Origin of the sequence: Nocardioides sp. Soil796 (assembly GCF_001429525.1) — a bacterium.
GTDB lineage: Bacteria > Actinomycetota > Actinomycetes > Propionibacteriales > Nocardioidaceae > Nocardioides.
The window spans coordinates 35975-57334 of the sequence record NZ_LMSQ01000020.1 but is presented as its reverse complement, the minus strand read 5'-3'; the positions used below and the strand labels follow the sequence as shown (position 1 = coordinate 57334).

Annotated in this window: 20 protein-coding genes; 7 read left to right on the top strand and 13 right to left on the bottom strand. The window is 69.2% G+C overall.

The window, feature by feature from the left end; all coding sequences use genetic code 11:
* The first annotated feature begins 19 nt into the window (after positions 1–19).
* Positions 20–1417 carry a cytochrome P450 gene (locus tag ASH02_RS21435; protein ID WP_082563861.1) on the top strand — a complete coding sequence of 466 codons (1398 nt, stop codon included), beginning with the start codon at positions 20–22 and terminating at the stop codon, positions 1415–1417.
* A 12-nt stretch (positions 1418–1429) separates the two neighbouring features.
* Here the strand turns inward: ASH02_RS21435 and ASH02_RS21430 are convergent, their stop codons facing one another.
* The 5 genes from ASH02_RS21430 to ASH02_RS21410 all read right to left on the bottom strand — a co-directional run bounded on the left by ASH02_RS21430 (position 1430) and on the right by ASH02_RS21410 (position 5127).
* On the bottom strand, positions 1430–1825 hold the full coding sequence (locus ASH02_RS21430; protein WP_156409828.1) for a hypothetical protein: 396 nt from the start codon (positions 1823–1825) through the stop codon (positions 1430–1432).
* Between the two features lie 55 nt (positions 1826–1880).
* Complete coding sequence (locus ASH02_RS21425) at positions 1881–2792, bottom strand: WXG100 family type VII secretion target (RefSeq protein WP_056683143.1); 912 nt, start codon at positions 2790–2792, stop codon at positions 1881–1883.
* Entirely contained in the window at positions 2789–3076 is a 288-nt protein-coding gene (locus ASH02_RS21420) for a hypothetical protein (RefSeq protein WP_056683140.1), read from the bottom strand. The genes ASH02_RS21425 and ASH02_RS21420 overlap by 4 nt, the downstream gene beginning before the upstream one ends.
* Positions 3077–3186: 110 nt before the next feature.
* Positions 3187–4323 (bottom strand): sulfotransferase family protein, encoded by a 1137-nt coding sequence (locus tag ASH02_RS21415; protein ID WP_057295419.1) that lies wholly within the window; start codon positions 4321–4323, stop codon positions 3187–3189.
* A gap of 9 nt (positions 4324–4332) precedes the next feature.
* Positions 4333–5127, bottom strand: a complete 795-nt coding sequence (locus ASH02_RS21410) for an SDR family oxidoreductase (protein ID WP_057295418.1) — start codon at positions 5125–5127, stop codon at positions 4333–4335.
* Positions 5128–5284: 157 nt separating this feature from the next.
* On the opposite strand from ASH02_RS21410, the gene ASH02_RS21405 reads away from it, so the two are divergent.
* Positions 5285–7291, top strand: coding sequence for a PhoX family protein (locus tag ASH02_RS21405; RefSeq protein ID WP_056683131.1), 2007 nt, complete (start codon positions 5285–5287; stop codon positions 7289–7291).
* Here the strand turns inward: ASH02_RS21405 and ASH02_RS21400 are convergent, their stop codons facing one another.
* Complete coding sequence (locus ASH02_RS21400) at positions 7292–8434, bottom strand: hypothetical protein (protein WP_056683129.1); 1143 nt, start codon at positions 8432–8434, stop codon at positions 7292–7294.
* On the bottom strand, positions 8431–9303 hold the full coding sequence (locus ASH02_RS21395; protein ID WP_056683126.1) for a TIGR03619 family F420-dependent LLM class oxidoreductase: 873 nt from the start codon (positions 9301–9303) through the stop codon (positions 8431–8433). The genes ASH02_RS21400 and ASH02_RS21395 overlap by 4 nt, the downstream gene beginning before the upstream one ends.
* A 72-nt stretch (positions 9304–9375) precedes the next feature.
* Between ASH02_RS21395 and ASH02_RS21390 the strand changes: the two genes are divergently transcribed.
* On the top strand, positions 9376–9801 hold the full coding sequence (locus ASH02_RS21390; protein WP_056683123.1) for a nuclear transport factor 2 family protein: 426 nt from the start codon (positions 9376–9378) through the stop codon (positions 9799–9801).
* Between the two features lie 122 nt (positions 9802–9923).
* A complete protein-coding gene (locus tag ASH02_RS21385; RefSeq protein ID WP_056683121.1) occupies positions 9924–10508 on the top strand; it encodes a hypothetical protein in 585 nt (194 codons plus the stop codon).
* On the opposite strand, the gene ASH02_RS21380 is transcribed toward ASH02_RS21385, so the two are convergent.
* Together ASH02_RS21380 and ASH02_RS21375 are read right to left on the bottom strand one after the other, a co-directional pair.
* Positions 10492–11700 carry an MFS transporter gene (locus ASH02_RS21380; RefSeq protein WP_082563860.1) on the bottom strand — a complete coding sequence of 403 codons (1209 nt, stop codon included), beginning with the start codon at positions 11698–11700 and terminating at the stop codon, positions 10492–10494. The two genes, ASH02_RS21385 and ASH02_RS21380, sit on opposite strands and share 17 nt — an antisense overlap.
* Positions 11697–12263 carry a hypothetical protein gene (locus tag ASH02_RS21375; RefSeq protein WP_156393667.1) on the bottom strand — a complete coding sequence of 189 codons (567 nt, stop codon included), beginning with the start codon at positions 12261–12263 and terminating at the stop codon, positions 11697–11699. Before ASH02_RS21375 ends, ASH02_RS21380 begins: the two co-directional genes overlap by 4 nt.
* 58 nt (positions 12264–12321) lie before the next feature.
* On the opposite strand from ASH02_RS21375, the gene ASH02_RS21370 reads away from it, so the two are divergent.
* Positions 12322–13965, top strand: coding sequence for a DUF222 domain-containing protein (locus tag ASH02_RS21370; RefSeq protein ID WP_056683115.1), 1644 nt, complete (start codon positions 12322–12324; stop codon positions 13963–13965).
* 7 nt (positions 13966–13972) lie between these two features.
* On the opposite strand, the gene ASH02_RS21365 is transcribed toward ASH02_RS21370, so the two are convergent.
* Positions 13973–15028: a DMT family transporter gene (locus ASH02_RS21365; protein WP_082563859.1), complete on the bottom strand. Its 1056-nt coding sequence runs from the start codon at positions 15026–15028 to the stop codon at positions 13973–13975.
* 39 nt (positions 15029–15067) lie between these two features.
* Here ASH02_RS21365 and ASH02_RS21360 point away from each other — a divergent pair, with 39 nt between their 5' ends.
* Positions 15068–15568, top strand: a complete 501-nt coding sequence (locus ASH02_RS21360; RefSeq protein WP_056683111.1) for a MarR family winged helix-turn-helix transcriptional regulator — start codon at positions 15068–15070, stop codon at positions 15566–15568.
* A gap of 15 nt (positions 15569–15583) precedes the next feature.
* Here the strand turns inward: ASH02_RS21360 and ASH02_RS21355 are convergent, their stop codons facing one another.
* Together ASH02_RS21355 and ASH02_RS21350 are read right to left on the bottom strand one after the other, a co-directional pair.
* Entirely contained in the window at positions 15584–16423 is an 840-nt protein-coding gene (locus ASH02_RS21355; protein ID WP_056683108.1) for an aldo/keto reductase, read from the bottom strand.
* A gap of 63 nt (positions 16424–16486) precedes the next feature.
* Complete coding sequence (locus tag ASH02_RS21350) at positions 16487–16846, bottom strand: hypothetical protein (protein WP_056683106.1); 360 nt, start codon at positions 16844–16846, stop codon at positions 16487–16489.
* A 33-nt stretch (positions 16847–16879) separates the two neighbouring features.
* Between ASH02_RS21350 and ASH02_RS21345 the strand changes: the two genes are divergently transcribed.
* Complete coding sequence (locus tag ASH02_RS21345) at positions 16880–18301, top strand: phytoene desaturase family protein (RefSeq protein WP_056683103.1); 1422 nt, start codon at positions 16880–16882, stop codon at positions 18299–18301.
* On the opposite strand, the gene ASH02_RS21340 is transcribed toward ASH02_RS21345, so the two are convergent.
* Entirely contained in the window at positions 18290–21334 is a 3045-nt protein-coding gene (locus ASH02_RS21340) for an alpha-mannosidase (RefSeq protein ID WP_056683100.1), read from the bottom strand. The two genes, ASH02_RS21345 and ASH02_RS21340, sit on opposite strands and share 12 nt — an antisense overlap.
* Positions 21335–21360 lie beyond the last annotated feature (26 nt).

Here is a 21360-nt window from a genome sequence, read left to right as displayed (position 1 = left end):
GCGCTTGTAGCATCCAAGGATGGCTCTCACCGACCAGCAGGTGTCCAGGCTGACCGACGAGCGACTGGCGCGCACCACGCTCCGCTCCGGCAGTCGCAGGAAGTTCCGCCGCGACGAGCTGCCGCCCAGCCTGCCGTGGCCGGCTCTCGCGCAGAGTGTCGGCCTGCTCCGCTTCCGGCACCGGTTCGTGCCCTGGATGCACCGCAAGTTCGGTGACGTCTTCACGGTGCGGTTGATCCCGGGGAGCCAGCCACTGGTGCTCTTCGCGCGGCCCGAGGCGGCCCGCGAGATCTTCGCCGGGAACCCGGAGTTCTTCCATGCCGGCAAGGGAAACGCGGTGCTCGGCCCGATCATGGGGGACCACTCGCTGCTGCTGGTCGACGGTGCCGACCACAAGCGGGCCCGCAAGCTGTTGATGCCGGCGTTCAATGGTGCCGCGCTCCACTCCTACGAGTCACTGGTCGCCGACGTCGCACGCGACGAGGTCTCGACCTGGCGTGACGGCGAGACCTTCCGCTCCCTCGACCGGATGAACGCCCTCACGCTCGAGGTGATCCTGCGGGTGGTCTTCGGCGTCACCGACGGCGAACGGCTCGACGCGATGCGCCCCCGGGTGAACCAGATCGTCAACATCAGCCCGGTGATCCTGCTCGGCTGGGGATGGCCGAGGCTGCAGAAGTACGGGCCGTGGAAGGCGCAGGTCGAGAACCAACGTGCCCTCGACCGGCTGCTCTACACCGAGATCGCCGAACGACGCGAAGCACCCGACCTGGCCGAGCGCACCGACGTGCTGTCAAGGCTGATCCGCATCGATGACGCGGGCGACCGGCTCAGCGACGAGGAGCTGCGCGACCAGCTGGTCACACTGCTGCTCGCCGGCCACGAGACCACTGCGACCGCCCTGGCCTGGGCGCTCCACGAAGTCGGTCGCGACCCGCAGCTGCTGGACCGCACCCGCACCGCTGCCCGTGAGGGCGACACCACCTGGTTGGAGGCGGTGCTGAAGGAGTCGATGCGCCTGCACCCGGTGATCCCGATGGTGGTCCGGACGTTGATGAGGCCGGCCACGATCGGCGGGGTCGACCTTCCTGCGGGCGTCACGGTCGGGCCGTCGATCATCCTGGCCCACGCCCGCGAGGAGAACCACGCCGAGGCCGGCCGCTTCCACCCGGACCGCTTCCTCGAACCGCACGGCAACCGGGTCGGCCCGGCGGCCAACACCTGGATCCCGTTCGGTGGAGGCGTACGGCGCTGCATCGGCGCCGGGTTCTCGTTGATGGAGGGCGTGGCGGTGCTGCGTGAGGTGTTCGCGGCGTTCGACGTGGAGGCGGTGGGCGAGGACGAACCGAAGGTCCGCAACATCACCAGCGTGCCCCGCGAGGGCGCGACGATCAGGGTGACCGCGACCGGGCGGTGAGCTGGGGACTGGTCATGCGGTCCGCCTTCCTCGTAACGGCTCCGTGCGAGCGCTCGATGCACCGTCGAGGTCGAACGTGGCCGCCACGTCGTCGAAGAGATCACTGAAGTCGGGATGGTCGCGGTGGTCCGCGCTGCAGGCCAGCGACCAGACCCGGCCCTCGCGCAGCCAGCTCCAGACCTCGACGATCACGTCGTGGCGCGGAGTGCGGTGGAAGAACCGGAGGTAGCCCACGTCGGCGCCCTGGAAGTCGTAGATGTCCGAGTCCTCGATGTCGACGCGGTCGAAGGTGCTCGCGACGAGCTCGCGCAGGGTGGCCTGGTGCTCGCGCATCCGGAGGTCCGTGGCCCGCGAGGTCAACGTGATCACCGGCTTGAACCCGCTCGGCGGCATGGTCTCCGGCGACACGGTGAGCAGGATGCCGGGCCCCGGCAGATTGGTCGACCGCCACCCGCGGGGGACGTCAACGGGCAGCACGTTCAGCCGCCCAGAACAGGAAGTCGCCCTCAGCCTTGCCGTACACCTTCCCGGCATCCTGGGTCGCTTTCACGCATCGTGCATAGGCGAGGCGGTCCTTTGCGGCCCGGCAGAAGTAGAGCCCGGCGCCTATGCCGACGATTTCCCCGTGGTAGCGGTAGAGCGTGCGAATGTCGCGCTCGAGGGAGCCGTCGGCGTAGCGCCGCTCCAGCTCGTTCATGCCTGCGTCGAAGGTTCGGGTGAGCACTTCCTTGCCGACGGTGAACCCACCTTGGAGGAGACCGATGGTCGGCTGCGAGATCGGACCCACGGGCACCGGGACCTTGGACAGATCAGGCAGGTCGGGGATCAGGTCACCGAGCTTGCTGCCGGAACCGCCGGACGCGGCCTTGCCGAGGGTGCTGTAGTCGAACTCCTGCCAGACCAGAGTGTTCACCTGGCCCAGGGCGAGCAGCAGGGCCTCGTGCAGTCGGTGTTCGTGCTCGTGGGCCCGGGTGGCCACACCGACCGCATGGTCGAGCGCTCCCTCCTGCCCGGGCTTGAGGGCGACCTCGCCGACCTCCGGCAGCGAGGTGCTGACCGGAAGGTCGGCCGCCACGGCGATCGCCCGGGCTCTCTTCATCTCGGCCTTCACGTCGGCCAGCCCGGCTCCGAACCCCTCGAGTGCGCCGGCGAAGAGGTTGATCTCGTCGGCCACCCCGTCGGCGCGGTGGATGCGCTCCTTCACGAAGTCGGTGAACGCGTCGGAGCTCTCGCCGGTCCAGCAGCCGGCAGCAGTACCCATCGCGCGGGCGAGCATGTCGGAGGCGGCGGTGACCCGGCCACCCAGCTCGCGCAGGTCGTGGGCGGCCTGCCGGCACGAGGCGGGCGACCCGTCGACGACCAGGTTGATGCTCATCGGAACGCCACCGCCGCGTACTGGTCCAGGACCCAGTTGACCTGGCCGTCGGCGTCCTTCACGACGTCGACCACGCCGTCCAGGCCGTCGGCGCAGACCCCGAGATCGGCCGCGAACAGGCCGACGGTGACGACGACACGGTCGATGGCGTCTCGGGTGTTGGTGGTGTTGACGCCGGTGTCCGGCGACGGCACGCTGCTGCCGCCCGTCAGCAGGTCCTGATGGGTGCGCATCGGCCCGGGCAGTGCCTCGATCTCGTCGAGGTCGATCTCGAATCCGCTCATGGCCACGACGCTAGGAACCGGTCAACACCCCGGCAACGCGTCGTACGGCGACCTGTGGAAACGAGCGTGAATTCCGTGCAGCCAGATGCACGCAGGCCAAGTTCACCCTCTCAGAACGCGGCGCGAACCTGCTCCTCGGTCAGCCCGTAGTCGTCCAGCGAGTAGCGGTGCGAGGGTCGCTTGCCGCCCTGCCGGGACTCGGCGTCGATCGCCTCGACGGCCGCCGCGACCGACGGCGTCCAGCCCAGGTCGAAGCCCTCGTAGATCCGTCGGGTGGTCGCCACCGGGTCGGCCACGAAGTCGGCGTACTCGACGTCGATGAACTGCGCTGGGTCGTAGCTGGTCCGCGCCGACGCGAAGGTGTGCCACGAGCGGGACAGCATCTCGAGCTGGGTGCGGCCGATGGTGTCGCCGACGAACGTGGTCGACCATCCGGCCGTAGCCTCGGCCGACAGGGAGCACGACGACGCGATCGAGACCACCGGGTCACGGTGCGTCTGCACGATCAGCGCGTCGGGGTAGACGGCCATGATCGCGTCGAGCGCCACCAGGTGCGACGGGTTCTTCAGCACCCAGCGCCGGTCGGGGTCGTTGAGACCGATCAGCTGCAGGTTCGCCTTGTGGCGTTCGTAGGCGGGCGTCCAGTCCTGCTTCGCCAGCCAGGACGAGTACGTCCGCACATGGGCCAGCGACTCGTAGCCGATCGACATCCCGGCCTGTCGCAGCAGGCGCCAGCACTCCTCGACCGATGCGGCATCCATGTAGTGGATGCCCATGAACTCGGGGTTCTCGACGTGGTGCTCGGCGTACGCCGCGTTGATGCCGTTGAACACCGGGTTGTCGGCCCAGGTCGCGCGCGGTGGCCGTGGCTGGGGGAACTCGGTCAGCCACAGCTCCAGTCCCTGGTGTCGCGGGTCTGCGGCGAGCAGTCGGTGCAGCGCGGTCGTGCCGGTGCGCGGCAGGCCCACCACGAAGACCGGCCGCTCGACCGGCACCTCGGCGTACGACGGGTTCTGCGTGAACCCGAGCTGCGAGAGCAGTCGACCCACCAGCGCGCTCTTCACCATCGAGCGCTGCATGTAGTTGCCCTCGCCGGTGAGGCCGGCGGCGGGCGCGTTCAGGTCGTCCACGAGGATCCGCAGACCCTCTTCGTGGTCGGTGCCGCCGAAGTCGGAGAGCCCCGTCGTGCGCACCGCGGCGGCCGCGATGTCGTCGTACGACCCGACGTCGTCGCGGACCCTGCTCATCGGTCGGCCTCAGTCATTGTGGAACTCGCCGCAGTCGACGTTGAGCATCGTGCCGGTCACCGCCGTGGCCAGGTCGCTGGCGAAGAACAGCGTCGCCTTCGCCACCTCGTCGGGCGTGGCCAGGCGCTTCAGGTCGGTGGGCGCGGCCTTCTCATCGTAGATGTCCTGGTGCGTCACCCCGGCCTCGGAGGCCAGCCAGTCGAAGTAGGCCTTGTTCACGTCCTCATAGATGTACGACGGCGCGACGCTGTTGACCCTGATGCCACGCGGCCCGAGCTCGGTCGCGAGTGACGAGGCGAGGTGCTTGAGCGTGCCCTTGCTGAGCTTGTAGCCGGAGTACTCCGGCTGCGAGCTGTGCACGACACACGAGTTGACCATGATGATCGAGCCGCCCGGCTTGGTGGGAGTCTCGGCAAGGGCGTCCGCGAAGAGCGACGAGAGACGTAGCGGCGCGAACACGTTGGTCTCCTGCGCGGCCCGCAGGCTCTCCAGCGAGAGTGTGCTGATCGGGTCCATCGGCGGGATGCCGAACGCGTTGTTGATCAGGCAGTCCACGCGCCCGAACTCCTCCAGCGCCGCCTCGACCAGTGCCGCACGCTGCGACTCGTCCGTGATGTCGGTGGGTACGACGAGCGCCCGGCGACCGAGCTCGTGCACCACCGCGGCCATCTTCTCCAGCCGCTTCTCGGTGCGTGAGGCGAGCACGAGGTCGGCGCCCATCTTCGCGGCCTCCTCGCCGAGCGCGCGGCCGAGGCCGGGCCCGACGCCGGAGAGCACGATCACCTTGTCCTGGAGGAGATTCATGCGGAGTCCTGGAGGAGATTCATGCGGAGTCCTGGAGGAGATTCATGCGGACCAGAGTAGAACGTGTTTCAGTTTTAGTCGAGTGATTCGCCAACTGGTCACCTCTGCGCCACCGGGGTGCCGGTTGGCCGTCAACCGCCGCCACCATCGTGCACGCATGGCCCCTCGCAAGCTCCTGCCCTTCGTCGACCAGGCCCACGCCGGCGGTCGCAGCTCGATGACCTGTCTCTACCGCTGCGGAGACGCATGCGCCCACCCCGTGCCGAACGAGTCCGGCAACGAGCACTTCGAGCAGGTCGTGGCCCGTGCGGTGTCACGTCGCTCCGTCCTTCGTGCGGGGGCGGTGGGCGCGGCCGCGGCCGGCGTACTCGGCACCACTGGGTGGGGCGCGATCTCCCCGGCGGCAGCCACTCCGGCCGCGCGCGCGGCGGCGGCTGGCAGTGGACCCCTCTCGCGGTTCACCGGCATCGCGCCGACCCCCGCCACCACCGACGAACTCGTGGTCCCGGGCGGATTCGCCTGGGCGCCCGTCATCTCCTGGGGAGACCCGATCACGAGTCAGGCCCCGGCCTTCGACTTCGACAACCAGGACGTCGAGGCGCAGCGCAACCAGGCCGGCTACAACTGCGACTTCACGGCGTTGCTGCTCGACGGTCGTGGGCGCGGCGGCCGCAGCGGCGTCCTCGCCTTCAACAACGAGTACACCAACGACGAGCTGATGTTCCGCGGGGTGGCCGGTTCCGCCGACCTCTCCGACGACCAGCTGCGGATCGTGATGGCCGCCCACGGCATGACCATCGTGGAGGTGCGGCGTGAGCGCGCCGGTGCACCGTGGAGCTACCAGCAGGACGGTCGCCGCAACCGCCGGCTGCACAGCGAGACCGAGTTCGCCGTCGACGGCCCCGCCGCGGGGCACGACGCCCTGAAGACCTCCGCCGACCCGACCGGCACGAAGGTCCTCGGCACGTTGAACAACTGCGCCGGAGGCGTCACGCCATGGGGCACCGTGCTGTCGGGTGAGGAGAACTTCAACCAGTACTTCGACACCACCGGCGCACTCGACCCCGACCAGCACCTCAAGCGCTACGGGATCACCTCGACCGGTCGCGGTTGGGAGCGCGTCGACCCCCGCTTCTCGGTGGCGACCGAGCCCAACGAGGTCAACCGCTTCGGCTGGATCGTCGAGGTGGATCCCCAGGACCCCACCTCGACCCCGGTCAAGCACACCGCGCTCGGCCGCTTCAAGCACGAGGGCGCGACGATCCGGTTGGCCGACGACGGTCGTGCGGTCGCCTACATGGGTGACGACGAGCGCAACGACTACATCTACAAGTTCATCTCTCGCAAGAAGTACAAGCCCGGGAACCTGCGGCACAACCTGACGCTGCTCTCCGAGGGCGACCTGTACGTCGCGAAGTTCACCGGCGACGGCTCGGACGACGGCCTGCACGACGGCAGCGGCGTGTGGCTCCCGCTGGTGGTGAACGGCACCTCCCACGTGCCCGGATGGACAGTCGAGGAGGTGCTGGTCTGGACACGCCAGGCGGCCGACCTGGTCGGCCCCACCAAGATGGACCGCCCCGAGGACGTCGAAGCCAACCCGGTGACCGGCAAGGTCTACGCGGCCCTGACCAACAACACGGCCCGCCAGCCCGGCCAGGTCGACGAGGCCAACCCACGCGGACCGAACAAGCACGGCCACGTCATCGAGATCACCGAGCGTCGCAACGACGCGGGCGCCCTCACGTTCACGTGGCAGCTCGTGTTGATCGCCGGCGACCCGACCGACCCGTCGACGTACTTCGCCGGCTACGACCGCAACCAGGTCAGCCCGATCAGCTGCCCGGACAACGTCACCTTCGACAAGGCCGGCAACCTGTGGATCTCCACCGACGGCATGCCCGGCACGCTCGGCTTCGCCGACGGCCTCTACATGCTGCCGCTCGAGGGCCGGGAGCGCGGCAGGCTGAAGCAGTTCCTCTCCGTGCCGGTAGGCGCCGAGTGCTGCGGTCCGGTGATCAGTGGTGACGAGCGCACCGTCCTGGTCGCCGTGCAGCACCCGGGCGAGGTCAGCGGCGCCAGCCCGGAGAACGTGGTCAGCAACTTCCCCTACCTGGGCGACGGCCAGCCACGGCCCGGCATCGTGCAGGTCTACCGGGAGTGATCAGCTGATCATCCTGCGCGCGATGCCGACCTGGCGGGCCTCGATGCGGGCTGTGTAGTCGTCGGGAGTGACGCGTTGGTCCTCGAGGTCACCGCGGGTCGCCAACGAGTCGAACGGCACGACCTCGACCCGTGGTCCGTCGTCGGCGCCCAGCGGACGCGCGACCCGCTGCCAGCGCAGCATCATCACGCCCTCCGGGTGCCCACAGGCCTCGAGCCAGTTGGCGACGCCCGGGTTGCGCTCACTGATCACGTAGCGCAGCAACCCGTCCTGCCTGACGTACGACTGGGCGCGGGTCAGTGAGGTCTGGTGGTGCTCGTAGTCGGTCGAGACGTACCACCGCGAGCCAATCTGGATCGCCTGGTACGGCGCATCGGCGCAGGCCGGCACGGTCACCACCATCGCCTCGTCGTCAGCCAGCGAGTAGTGGCCGATCGAGGAGAACTGCGAGGCCAGGCCGCCCGGCGTCGAGGCCGGGACGGTCAGCGTGTTGACCGGCTCCTTGTAGGTGAACCACTCGGGAAACGCGAACCACGTCTTGATCCGGCCGACCAGCATCTTCGCCGCGACGCCGTACCGCTTGTCGACACGGTCGGTCGTCAGTGCTCCGCGCGGCACACCGGCGGTGTCGAGCCGCTGGATGCGCAGGGTGCCGCGCTCCTCGGTGTTCCAGTCGTCGTAGACCTCGCGCACGATCAGCGTCGCGCCCTTACCGACTCCGAGCTCCGGACCGAAGCGCCACTCGAACGACCCGTCGTCGCCGATCTCGAGCTCACGGTCGTCAAAGGCCGCAACGCTTGCGGGGAAACCCGCGTCCGAGTAGCTGCCGTCCATTACCTGGAAGGACAGGTCGGTGGTCGTGCCGCGCACCCCGGACACGACGTACGACGCCCCGGAGTCGAGGTAGGCGTTGAAGTAGATCGCGTCGGGATTGTCGAGACCCTGGCGGGCGTACTGGTGCGTCGGGTTGATCAGCACCGGGTGCTCGAGGTCGTAGTCGAAGGCCATCTGCAACGACGACCGGATCGAGCCGGCGAGGTAGTCGAGGCCCTCGGCGAGGTCCTGCTCGCTGATCGGGAACGGTGGGTTGCGGATCAGCTGCTCGGCCTCGGCGATGGCCCGCTGGAACGCGTCTGTGCTCACAGCTTGCCGATCACGTTCTCTGCGTAGCCCTGGAGGTGCCGGACCTTCTTCTCCAGCGGCTCGGTGTCTGGTCCCTTGATGTAGGGCACCCGGAAGCCGACGATGCAGTCCGTCACGCCCTTGTCCTCGAGCCGCTTGATGCCGTCGGGGTCGTAGGCGTCGTACGAGATCACGTGCACCTCGAAGTCGTCGCGGGTGTCGCCCTCCTCCTTCCGGATCTCTGCCAGTCGGCCCAGCAACCGCTCCAGCTCCTCTCCGTCGCCGCCGGCGTGCATCCACCCGTCGCCCAAGCGTGCGGCGCGGCGCAGCGCGGCGTCGCTGTGTCCGCCGACCAGCAGCGGGATCTTCTCGGTGGGGGCCGGGCACTGCTTGAGCGGGTCGAAGGAGAAGAACTCGCCGTCGTACCCGAAGAACTCACCTGAGGTCAGGCCACGCAGGACGTCCATGCACTCGTCCATCCGCTTGCCGCGCCTGGCCCAGGGCACGCCCATCACGTCGAAGTCCTCCGGCCACGGCGACAGTCCGACGCCCAGGCCGAGCCGGTTGCCGGAGAGGAATGCGAGCGACGACGCCTGCTTGGCGACCAGCACCGGCGGCCGGATCGGCAGCTTGAGCACGAACGGCGTCAGCCGCAGGGTCGAGGTGACCGCGAAGAGGTGGGCGCAGAGGATCATCGTCTCGATGAACTCCTTGTCCTCGAGGAACTCCCGGTCGCCGGTGTCGGTGTAGGGGTACTTCGAGTCCGACTCCTTCGGGTAGATCAGGCTGTCGGCCACGGTCATGCTCGTGAAGCCGGCCTGCTCTGCGGCCTGCGCCAGGGGCGCGTAGTACTCGGCGCGGGTCATCGCCTCGGCGTAGGTGAATCGCATGGACCCCACACTAGAACGTGTTCTTGTTTCATGCCAGAGCGAGTCCCACTGGCGCTGTGCCAGAGTCTGGTCATGGACCTTCAGGAGCTCAGCGACCGCCAGGAGATCACCGACCTGCTGACCCGCTACACCCGTGCCGTGGACACGAAGTCCTTCGACGACCTGGACACGGTGTTCACCGAGGACGCCGTCCTCGACTACTCCGGTGCCGGCGGCCCGGTCGGCCCGCCGGACGAGGTGGTGCCGTGGATCGCCAAGGGCCTGGCCGGTTTCGTGCGCACCCAGCACGTGCTCGGCCAGATCTCCTGCGCCTTCGAGGGACCGGACCGGGCGGCCGTGACGGCGTACTTCACCAACCCGATGGTGGTGATCGACCCGGACGGGAACGAGTCGCTGTGGGAGGTGGGTGGCTACTACCACCACGACGTCGCGCGCACGCCGAGCGGCTGGCGCTCGACGAAGATCGTCGACGACGTGCAGTGGAGGCGTGGCTTCTAGAACGGCACTGCCTGAGCGGGCCCTGGGAGACGCGGCCTTGGCTGAGTCGCTTTCAAATCTGTGGATCCAACATCGGCCTGTAACAATGGGCACCGTCCCCCTCGACCCGAGAGAGCGAGCCCGTGAGCGATTCCGAAGACAAGCCGGTCGTCAACGGCCTGGTGGCTCTCGTTGCCGTTGCCGTCGTGGTGGGCCTGCTCGCCGGGATCGCGGCGATCATCGGCACGAAGGTGCTCGGGGTCGGAGGCGGTGGCGGAGGCTCTGACGACCCGGCTGCCGGTGACTCCCTCGTGATGCCCGACCCTGAGCGCACCACGCGGGCGTCCGACCCCCTGATCACGCTGGAGCCCAGCGACGATGAGGAGTCCGAGTCCGCGGCGGCCTCCGAAACGGCCAGCGAAGAGACGACCAAGAAGCCCAGGAAGCCGAAGGCGGAGATCACCCTCAGCCAGGGGGCGTTCCAGGTCTCGCCGGGCGAGGACCTCTACCTCTCCGGCATCTATCCGCAGGGCGAGGGCGCCGTGCTCGACGTACAGATCCGGGTCAACGACGGGGCCTGGGCCGACTTCCCGGTCGACGTCAACGTGTCAGACGCGACCTTCAGCACCTACGTCAACACCTCACAGACCGGCGAGATCGAGTGGCGGGTGGTCGACAGCGACCGCAAGCTCAAGTCGAACGCCATCAAGGTCACCTACGGGGGCTGATCCCGGTCCCTCGCCTCTGGTCGAGTCGGCGGGTCCAGTAGCCGACCCAACCGGTGCCGGCCAGGGCAGCCAGACCGAACACGACCGATGCCGTCGCGAGTGGCGCGACCAGCGTCACTGCGCTGATCAACAGGGGCCCCGACGTGCCGCCGAGGTCTCCGCAAAGCCGCCAGCCGCCGAGGTACTGCGAGCGCCCGGCCGCAGGCGCGGTGTCCGCGCCCAGCGTCATCACGATGCCCGAGCCGAGGCCGTTGCCGGCCGCGATGAGTACGGCGACCGCCAGCACCGCCGGTTCGTTCGTGGCCAGCGGCAGCACCAGGGCGCCGATCGCGACCGCCAGTACGACGGGCACGGCGACGACCGAACGGCCGCGATGGTCCATCAGCCATCCACCCGGTATGAAGCAGACGATGTCGACAGCGGCGGCCACCGCGAAGACCAGTGACGTCTCGGAGCCGGTCATCCCGATGTGGTCCGCCCACAGGGGGAGCAGGGTGCCGCGGATCGAGCGCGAGGCGCCGATCACGATGACCCCGAGGCCCAGGGTCAGCAGGGTGTGGCGGTGGGCGAGCAGCACGGACGCGACGCTGGCGTGACCGGAGACGCCCTGCTCGGCGCGCGACTCGTGGCCAAGGTCGCGCATCAGTGAGGCCATCACCGCGGAGGCGAGCGACATGACCGCGGCCAGCACGAAGACCGCGGAGAGCCCGAGCCAGGCGATGACTCCGGCGCCGATCAGCGGACCGACCAGCATGCCGACCCGGTGGCTGGCGCCGAGGCTGGACATCGCCCGGGCCCGGTGCGTGATCGGAACCGCCTCGATCAGGAACCCTTGCCTGGCCAGCAGGAACCCCGTCCAGGACGCCCCCGAGAGCACCATCGCGACCGACAGCAGGAGCACCGACGAAGCCTGCCAGGCGATCAGCATGACGACGCAGTCGAGCAGCCCGCAGGCGATCAGCGTCCGGCGTTCGCCGATCCGCGCGACGACCGCTCCGGCGGGCAGGCTGGTCAGCAGCGACCCCACGCCCAGTAGTGCGACCACCAGTGCCGCCGTACCCACGTCCGCGCCGAGGTCCCTAGCCTGCAGGGCCAGGACGGGCAGTACGGCGCCGTGTCCGATCGAGCTCACGATCGTGGGACCGAAGGCCTCGAAGGCGACCGAGCGCAGCTTGAAGTCGCTCGTCGTCACTCCCTGATCCTGTCGGTCCAGACCTGCACCTCGACGTAGTGCTCGAAGTCCCCGTGCTGGTGCCCCGCGTAGTCCTCGGGGCTGGGGCTGTCGGGAAGTCCGTGCCGCGCTGCGACGCTCTCGAGCTCGTCGAGCAGGAAGACCTCGCCGTGGTGGGCCCGCGGGGTGACCTCGATGCCGAAGTCAGCAAGCAGGCCCATGGACGTGACGCTGTCCGGGACGGTGAAGCTGGTCTGCTCGCGCGGCAGCTCGTCGAGTCGCAGGCGCACCTCGCGCGCGTCGGCGTACAACCCCCTGAACCACGCGGACTCACCCAGCACGAAGTAGTGCGGACTCAGCCGTTCGGGACGTCCGCCGCGTTCGACGAACCGAGCCCACAGGCGCTCCTCGGTGGCGCGCCGCAGCGCCATGTAGCGCGGTCCGAAACGCCGTTCCGAACCGGGCACGGCTGCCAGTTCCGTGAGTACGTCGGCCAGAGCCGGCTCGTCGAGCTCGGAGAGATTGAGGAAGGGCCCACGATCCGGCAGGTGGTAGTGCGTGACGTAGTCCGGGATCGCTGGCACCACGCCATCCTGTCAGGGAGTCGGGTGGACTGTCGGTGGTGACGGCTTCAATGGGTTCATGGCGGACTTCAGTGATCTCGATGCGGGCGGCACGTTGCTGTTCGTCGAGGAGACGCTGCTCAAGCGCCGCGAGTGCGAGGTCCATGACCTGGAGCTGGCCCTGCGGTGGGCCGACCTGCACGCCGACGACCCGAAGGAGTGGCCGGAGCATCGGCAACACCGTGGCATGCCGCACCTGGTCACCGTCGGTGGGGCGGGCACACCGCGGGTGCAGGACCTCTCCATCGCGGAGCTGGCGATCAGTCGACAGGCCCACCACCTCGCCACGCGCTGGCTTCTTGCCGATGCCCTCGACCTGCGGCACCGGCTGCCGTTGTGCTGGGCGGCGCTCCACACCGGCCGGGCCGAGGTCTGGCTGGCGCGCCGCATCGCTCGCGCCACGCGTGACCTGAGCCCGTCCGAGGCGGCGTACGTCGACGCAGCGCTCGCGGCGGCGCTGACCGGGGAGCAGCCGGCCCGGGTGCTCGACCTGCTTGAGGCGAAGGTGATCGAGGCCAACCCGAAGGCACACGCCGACAAGATCAGTGCCGAACGGGCCCGCCGTTACGTGAGCGTCGGTCGTGTCGACGAGGCCGGTCTGCGGCATGTGATCGCCCGGGTCGAGCACGGTGACGCGGTCTGGGTCGACGCGATGATCGACCGGATCGCTGCGATCCTCGCCGCCCAGGACGAGGCGGCCGGGCGCACCGACCGTGACCGAGACCGGCTTCGCTCCGATGCCTTTGGGTGGCTGGCCCGTCCCGCCGAACTGTTGAGGCTGCTGCTTGAGAACCAGGGCGACCTCGGCGGCGACAAGGGCGACGAGGGAGACAAGGGAGAAACGCCGGTCGATGATGCGAAACCTGCCGGCAGTGACAGCGAAGGCGACGGGGACGGCGCGGAAGACGGCGACAGCAAGTCGGCGTCCGGCAGCACGCACGCTGACAGTGCCCCGGGGAGCGAGGGCGACGACGCAGGTCACGGCGACCAGCACTCCGCCCCTGATCTGCTGCGCGGGATCAACGAGCGCCTGCTCGAACTCCTTCGCAGCGCCGACCTGACCAAGACCCGCCCCCGGGCCGTGGTCTACGTCCACCTGCACGCCGCCGCCCTGGCTGGCGTCGGCAACGGAGTCGCGCGCGTCGAGGCCGGCGGAGGTCCCCGCCTCTTCGAGCACCTTGCCGAGCTGCTCGGCAACGCCCAGGTGAAGGTCAGTCCGGTCATCGACCTCAACAAGAAGGTCGCCCTGAACGCCTATGAGACCCCGCAGTGGTTGCGTGAACGCATCCACCTGATCAGTCCCCGCGATGCGTTCCCGCACGCCACCACGATCAGCCGCAACGTCGACATCGACCATCCGGTGCCGTTCCAGCACGGGCAGTTGGGCAAGGACGCGCCGCCGGGCCAGTCAGGCACCCACAACTGCGCTCCACTGGGCCGATTCCACCATCGAGCCAAGACCCACCTGCGCTACCAGGTCCGACAACCCGGGCCAGGCACCCATGTCTGGCGGACCCCGAACAACCTCTTCCGACTTGTCGACACGAACGGCACCCACCGACTCGACGAGGCGATCGGTGACGCCCTCATCGAGGGCACATCGGTGGAGAAGGGCTTCGCGCTCACGGTTGCCGAGCACGCCAACCGGGTTCCCGTCATCTGACGCTCGGCTACCGGTAGGCCGGCTCGGCCAGCGGGGGCCTGGAAGACTCCGGCTGCGGTTGGCCCGTCGCGGGCAAGTCAGTCACCGGCAAGTCAGTCACCGGCAGGTCAGTCACCGGCAGGTCAGTCACCGGCAGGGCACTCACGGACAGGTCAGTCACGGGCACGGCAGCCACAGGATCAAGGCGCGCGCCACCTACCTTGCGGAGCACGGCGGACACGACCGCCGGCTGTCCGAGCAGGACGCCCAGCAACACCAGGGCCATGCCCGCCGCCTGCACGGGGCCGAAGATCTCGTGCGCCAGCGCGACGCCGAGCAGGGTTCCGGCCACCGGGTTGAGCAGGCCGATCAGCGAGACCGACGCGGCCGGCATCCGCTGCAGGCCGCGAAACCAGACGTAGTTGGCCAGCGCGGTGCCGATCAGGCCGATGTAGAGGAAGCCCAGCACTGCGGGGCCGTCCACGCGGGGCGGTGCACCCTCCACCAGGAGGGCCACCGGCAGGAGCAGCAGCCCGCCGGCCACGAGCTGCCAGGCGGTCAGGGTGAGCAGGTCCACCGGGGCCTTCCAGCGCTTCAGGAGCACATAGCCGACCGACGACATCGCCACCGCGGACAATGACGCCAGGACGCCGATCATGTCGACCGAGAACCCGGCGCGGAGCACCAGCAGGGAGACGCCGAGCACGCCGACGACTGCCCCGAGCACGGAGGCGAAGCGCGGACGCTCGCCGATCAACAGCCAGGCGACGGCCATCATCGCGATGGGAGCGGTGGCGGTCAGGGTGGCGGCCATGCCGCTGGGCAGGCGGTAGGCGGCGATGAAGATCAGCACGAAGAACGCGCCGATGTTGAGGGTGCCGAGCACAAGGCTGCGCCACCACCAGGACCCCGTCGGCAGGGTCGGTCGCAGTGCGAGCAGCAGGAGTCCGACCGGCAGCGCCCGCATGAGCGCGGCGAACAGCGGTCGATCCGGAGGAAGGAAGGCTCCGGTCACGTAGTACGTCGACCCCCACGCGAGGGGAGCGATTGCGGTGAGCATCACGGTGCGCCACATTGTTTCCATGGAAAGTATAATCGCTTCCAAGGAAGGTATATTCCCGGCATGGCGAATGAACCTGATCACGTCGGTCGCATCATCGAGCAGTGGTCGGTCGAACGCCCCGACCTCGACACCGCCCCGATGGGCGTCATCGGCCGACTGCACCGCGTGGCCGACGCCGTCCGTGAGCGTCTCATCGAGGTGTACGCCGAGTTCGGGCTCAGTGAAGGCGAGTTCGACCTGCTGGCCGCACTGCGTCGCAGCGGGTCGCCGTACGAGCTCAGTCCGAGCAACCTCGCCGCCTCCACCATGGTCACGTCGGGCGCGATCACCAAGCGGGTCGACCGGCTCGAGGCCCGCGGCCTCGTCGTACGCCGCAAGCAGGAGCACGACGGCCGAGCCAGGACGATCGTCCTGAGCCCGGCCGGCAGGAAGGTCATCGACCGCGCGGTCGAGGCGCACTACGCCAACGAGAAGCAGCTCTTGGAGGGTCTGCCCGACATCGACCGGGCCCGGTTGGCCCGCATCCTCCAGGCGTGGGGCGAGCTGCTCGAGCTGGAGTGACCAGATCCAGACAGCTCAGATCCGGTCGAAGACCTTCGGGTCCGGTCCGATCCGTCCTTCGTCGCCACGATCGAGCGCGCTGATCGCGTTCACGTCGTCGGGCGTGAGCGAGAAGTCGAAGATCTCGAAGTTCTCCTGCATGCGCGACACGTGCATCGACTTCGGGAAGATGATGTCGCCGCGTTCGATGTGCCAGCGCAACGTCACCTGCGCCGGGGTCTTGCCCAGGCGGGTTGCGATCTCGCCGATGATCGGGTCGTCGAGGACGGCGCCGCGACCGATCGGGGACCAGGCCTCGGTGAGGATGCCGCGGTCGAGGCCGGCCGTCCGGGCGGCCGTGTTGGCGAACTGTGGGTGCACCTCGATCTGGTTCACCGCCGGCAGTACGCCGGACTCGTCGATGATCTTCGCCAGGTGGTCGGGCTCGAAGTTGGAGACGCCCACCGACTTGGCCCGCCCGTCGCTGGTGAGCTCGGTCATCGCCTTCCAGGTGGAGACGAAGTCGCCGTCGTACTGCGTGGGCAGCGGCCAGTGGATCAGGAACAGGTCGACGTGGTCGAGCCCCAGATCGGTCAGCGACTGGTCGAAGGTGCGGCGTACGTCGTCGGGCTTGTGGTTCGGGTTGCCGAGCTTGGTGGTGATGAAGAGCTCGTCGCGCTCGATGCCCGATGCGGCCAGCGCCTCGCCGACGCCCTTCTCGTTGCCGTACATCTGCGCCGTGTCGATGTGGCGGTAGCCGATCTCCAGCGCCGAGGTCACGGTCTCGGCGGTCTCGTCCGGCGGCACCAGGAACACGCCGAAGCCGAGCTGCGGGATGGAGTGGCCGTCGTTGAGCGTCAGGGAGGGAACAGTCATGCCTACTAGACAACCACGCGCGTGCAATTGTTCCGCGTGGTCAGGGTGCGATCGCTCGAGCCGTCAGACGGCGCAGTCCATGACCTCGGGCAGGACCCTCGCGAGCGCTTTGACGTCGTCGTCGGAGAACTCGCCGTCGTCAGCGGCCGAGATCGAGCCCGCGATGCGCGGCTTGTCGAGCTTGTCGTCGGCGATCAGCTCCAGGCCCTCGTCGGAGATGTCGGAGTCGTGCAGGACCTTCGCCATGCAGTCGATGACCTCGTCGTCGGCCTCTGCGAACGACCGCGCACCCAGGTATCCGAAGAAGTTGTTGTCCTTGTCCTGCAGCGCGTCAGCCAGGTCGTCCTCGGATGGTCGGCCCCCGCACCCGGCCAGCGTGATGAGCAGGAGTACGGCGAGGGCAGGCCCGAGGCGCTTCTTCATGGGGAACAGCCAACCACGTGACAGGCTGTTCGGGTGACCAATGCAGTCGTGGTCGGCAGCGGGCCCAACGGACTCGCCGCCGCGCTGACCCTCGCCGAACGGGGCGTCGACGTGCGCGTGCTCGAGGCCAGGGATCGGGTCGGCGGCGGCACGCTCACCTCCGAGCTGACCGTTCCCGGACTGCTGCACGACGAGTGCGCGGCATTCCATCCGACCGGCGTCGGCTCGCCGTACTTCCAGCAGCTGGGCCTGGAGGAGCTCGGGCTCCGCTGGCTGTGGCCCGAGATCCAGCTCGCCCATCCCCTCGACGGCGGCGGAGCCGGGCTGCTCTGGCGCGACGTGGGGCGTACGGCGGCCGGGCTCGGCGTCGACGGTCCGGCCTGGCAGCGGCTCTTCGGCCGCATCTCCCGCAACTTCGACGCCCTCGCCACCGACGTGTTCCGGCCCATCGCGCACGTGCCGAAGCACCCCTTCAAGCTCGCCCACTTCGGCCTCCACTCGCTGCTGCCGGCGCCGTGGGCGGTCCGACGCTGGAAGACCGAGGAAGCGCGGGCCCTCTTCGGAGGAATGGCGGCTCACAAGTTCGGTTCGCTCACGACTCCGCTCTCCGCGTCCGTCGGCCTGATGCTCGGTGCCGCCGCCCATGCCTACGGGTGGCCGGTCGCCGAGGGTGGCACGGAGTCGATCACGCGTGCCCTCGTCGCCAAGCTCGAGCGCGCCGGCGCCCGCATCGAGACCGGCGTCCGCGTCACGTCGTACGACGAACTGGGCGGCCCCGACATCCTCATCTTCGACACGGCGCCCGACGCGGTCGCCCGGATCATGGGCGACCACCTCCCGTCAGGCCCCCGGAAGGCCTACCAGCGCTATCGATTCGGCCCGGCCGCCTTCAAGGTCGACTACGCCATCGAGGGCGACATCCCCTGGGCCAACCCCGACGTGCTCAGGGCCGGGACGGTCCACCTCGGCGGCACCCTGGAGGAGATCGTCGCCGGTGAGGCGAAGGTCGGTCGCGGTGAGATGCCCGACCTGCCGTTCGTGCTGCTCGGCCAGCAGTACCTCGTCGACCCGCTGCGCTCCGGCGGCGACTCCGGTCTCAACCCGATCTATGCCTACGCGCACGTCCCGAACGCCTGGACCGGGGATGCCACCGAGGCGATCACGGCGCAGATCGAGCGGTTCGCTCCGGGGTTCCGCGACCGGGTCCGGCACGTGCACGTGCGTGACACGGCCGGGCTCGAGGCGCACAACGCGAACTACGTCGGCGGAGACATCTCTGCCGGGGCCAACGGCGGACTCCAGCTCGTGATGCGGCCCAGGATCGCGCGAAACCCTTATTCCACCGGGGTTCCGGGCGTCTTCATCTGCTCGGCGTCCACGCCTCCGGGCGGCGGCGTGCACGGCATGGGCGGGCACAACGCGGCCCTCTCGGCGTTGCGCGGACTATCCGGTTGAGCGCGCCAACCGCAAGGTGACGATCTGGAACGGCCGCAGGGTCAGCGTGATCGGCTCTGTCGCGGCCAGCGCATCGTTCTGCAGCGGTCGCTCAAGCAGGTCGACCTCGGTCACCGCTGACGCCTCGAAGGCAGGCGTCAGCGTGACCGTGGTCCGTGCGCCCAGCGGCTCATAGAGGCGCACGACGACGTCGCCCGACCGGTCCTCGGCCAGCTTCACGCACTCGACGTACGCCGTCCCGCCACTGACGGTGACCAGTGGTGGCACCGACGCACCGACGACCCGGCGCACCGGAAGGTTCAACGCGTAGCCGGCTGCCGCGGCCTCGGCGACCCCCGCGCCCGGCACGAGCGACGAGCGGAACGTGTGCCTGCCCTGGTCGGTCTCCGGGTCCGGGTAGCGAGGCGCCCGCAGCAGCGTCTGGCGCACCGTGGAGAAGGTGCCACCACCGGTGCGGGGATGACGGGTGACGTCGTGTCCGTACGTCGAGTCGTTGGCCACCGCGACGCCGTACCCGCCGTCCTCGACCTGCACCCATCGGTGCGCGCAGACCTCGAACCGGGCGGCGTCCCACGTGGTGTTCTCGTGCGTGGGACGAGTGACGTGGCCGAACTGCGTCTCGTAGCGCGCACGGTCGGTGTGCACGTCGGTGTCGAAGGCGAGCTTGAGCACCTTCTCGCGCTCGTGCCAGTCGACGGTGGTCTCGATGTCGACGCGGCCGCCGACGAGCGTGATCACCTGCGTGTACGTCGATTCGCCGAATGCGCCGTGCACCTCGAGCGACCCGTCCGTTCCTGCTGACACCGACCCGGCCAGGTCGGTGACCTGGTTGCGGTAGAAGCGGTCGAGGTCCCAGGCGTCCCACTTGTTCGGGAAGTCGGGATGGATCTGCAGCAGGTTGGCCGCGCCGCCGGGCGGCAGCACCTCGCGCCCGACGTCGAGGTCGCGGATCGACCTGATGACGCCGCTCTCGTCGACCTCGACCCGCAGGTGCTCGTTCTCCAGCACCGAACCTTCGGGCTCGGTGGTCGAGCGTTTCCTCTCGTTGGTCGAGTAGCGAGCGCCAGCGAGCGTGTCGAGACCCCGTCCCAGGAAGGCGACCGGCGAAGCATCGAACACAGCCCCGTCAGATCCAGCGCCAGAACCAGTCTCGGAACCAGCCTCAGCACCCGCCAACGCGGAGATCGCACGCTCGATGATCGCCTCGAGCTCACCGGCGACCCGTGCGTACTCGAGCTCGGCCTCGCGATGCACCCAGGCGATCGACGACCCGGGCAGGATGTCGTGGAACTGCTGCAACAGGACGGTCTTCCAGATCGCCCGGAGCTCGTCGTAGGGGTAGTCGACCAGGCCGAGCAGGTCGGCGTACGTCGACCACAGCTCGGCCTCGCGCAGCAGGTGCTCGGAGCGTCGATTCCCTTGTTTGGTGCGGGCCTGCGAGGTGTACGTGCCCCGGTGGATCTCGAGGTAGAGCTCGCCTGACCACACCGGCGCGGCGGCGCCGTACTCGCCCTCGGCGGCGGTGAAGAACTCGGCGGGCGACTCGATGGCGACCTGCGGTGAGCCCTCGAGCGAGGCCGTACGACGAGCGCGCGAGAGCATGTCGCGGGTGGGGCCGCCACCGCCGTCGCCGTGGCCGAACGGGATCAGCGACCGCGTGGCGATGCCCTTGTCGCGGAAGTTCGACGCGGTGTGCGCGAGCTGGCTGGCGGCCAGGGTGCCGTTGTAGGTGTCGGCCGGCGGGAAGTGCGTGAAGACGCGGGTGCCGTCGATGCCCTCCCACCAGAACGTGTGGTGGGGGAACTTGTTGACCGTGTTCCACGAGATCTTCTGGGTGAGGAACCAGCGGAAGCCGGCCAGCTTCACGATCTGCGGCAGCGCGGCGGTGTAGCCGAACGAGTCGGGCAGCCACACCTCCTCGCAGTCGACGCCGAGCTTGTCGATGAACCACTGCTTGCCCATCACGAACTGTCGCGCCATCGCCTCGCCGCCGACCATGTTGGTGTCGGACTCGACCCACATGCCGCCGACCGGGATGAACCGGCCCGTCTCGACATGGCCACGGACCCGCTCGAAGAGCTCGGGGCGACTCTCCTCGAGCCACTCCCACTGCTGCGCCGAGCTCATGCAGTGCCGCAGGTCGTCGGTGGTGTCGAGCAGGTGGGTCACGTTCGCGACGGTCCGCGACACCTTGCGCACGGTCTCTCGCACGGGCCACAGCCAGGCCGAGTCGATGTGCGCGTGCCCGATCGCGGTGATGCGGTGCGCGCTGGCGTGTGCCGGCCGCGCGAGCACGTCGGCCAGTTCCGCACGCGCCGCGGCAGCAGTGCCGACCACGTCGTGGGGATCGAGGGCCTCGGCCGCACGCTCCAGGGCGTAGCGGATCTCCCAGCGGCGGGCATCGCCCTCACCGAGAGAGCGTTGGAGTCCGTCGAGCACGTCGACGTCGGCGTTCAGCTCGAAGACGTCGACGTTGCGGGTGCAGATCTCGGCCCGGCTGATGCGGTAGAGCGGTTCGCGGGTCGAGGTGTCGCGATCGCCTTCCCTGGTTGGCGTGTAGCCCGGGCCGATGGTCGGGTTCGCCGCCGCCTCGACGTACAGGTCGATCTCTTCGCCGGGCGTCACCGCGATCCAGGAGTTCTGCGGGTTGAGGCCCTTCACGACGCTGCCGTCGGGTCGGTGGACCAGCGCTTCGGCCTGCATGCCCGGGCGCCGGGTCGACCAGCCCAGGTCGAAGACGATCTCCGGCGTCGCCACGTCAGTGGTCGCGGGATCGGCAGGCACGGTGCCGGCCAGGTGGAACCAGCTGGTGCCCCAGGCCGGTCCCCACCGGTCGCCGACGGAAGCCGGGGCGTACGTCGCCGCGCGCGCCACGTCGAACGCGACCGGCTCGCCGACCGTGCCGTCGGGGGAAGGCGGCACGTGCCACACCTCGACCCGGAGGTCCGCGATCCCGTGATGGATGGCGGGTCTGACCCGCTCCTCCATGACACGCCCGAGCCGGTCCTCGATCTCCTTGCCGCGATCATGCATGGCCCGACACTAGTGGGGTCGGACCG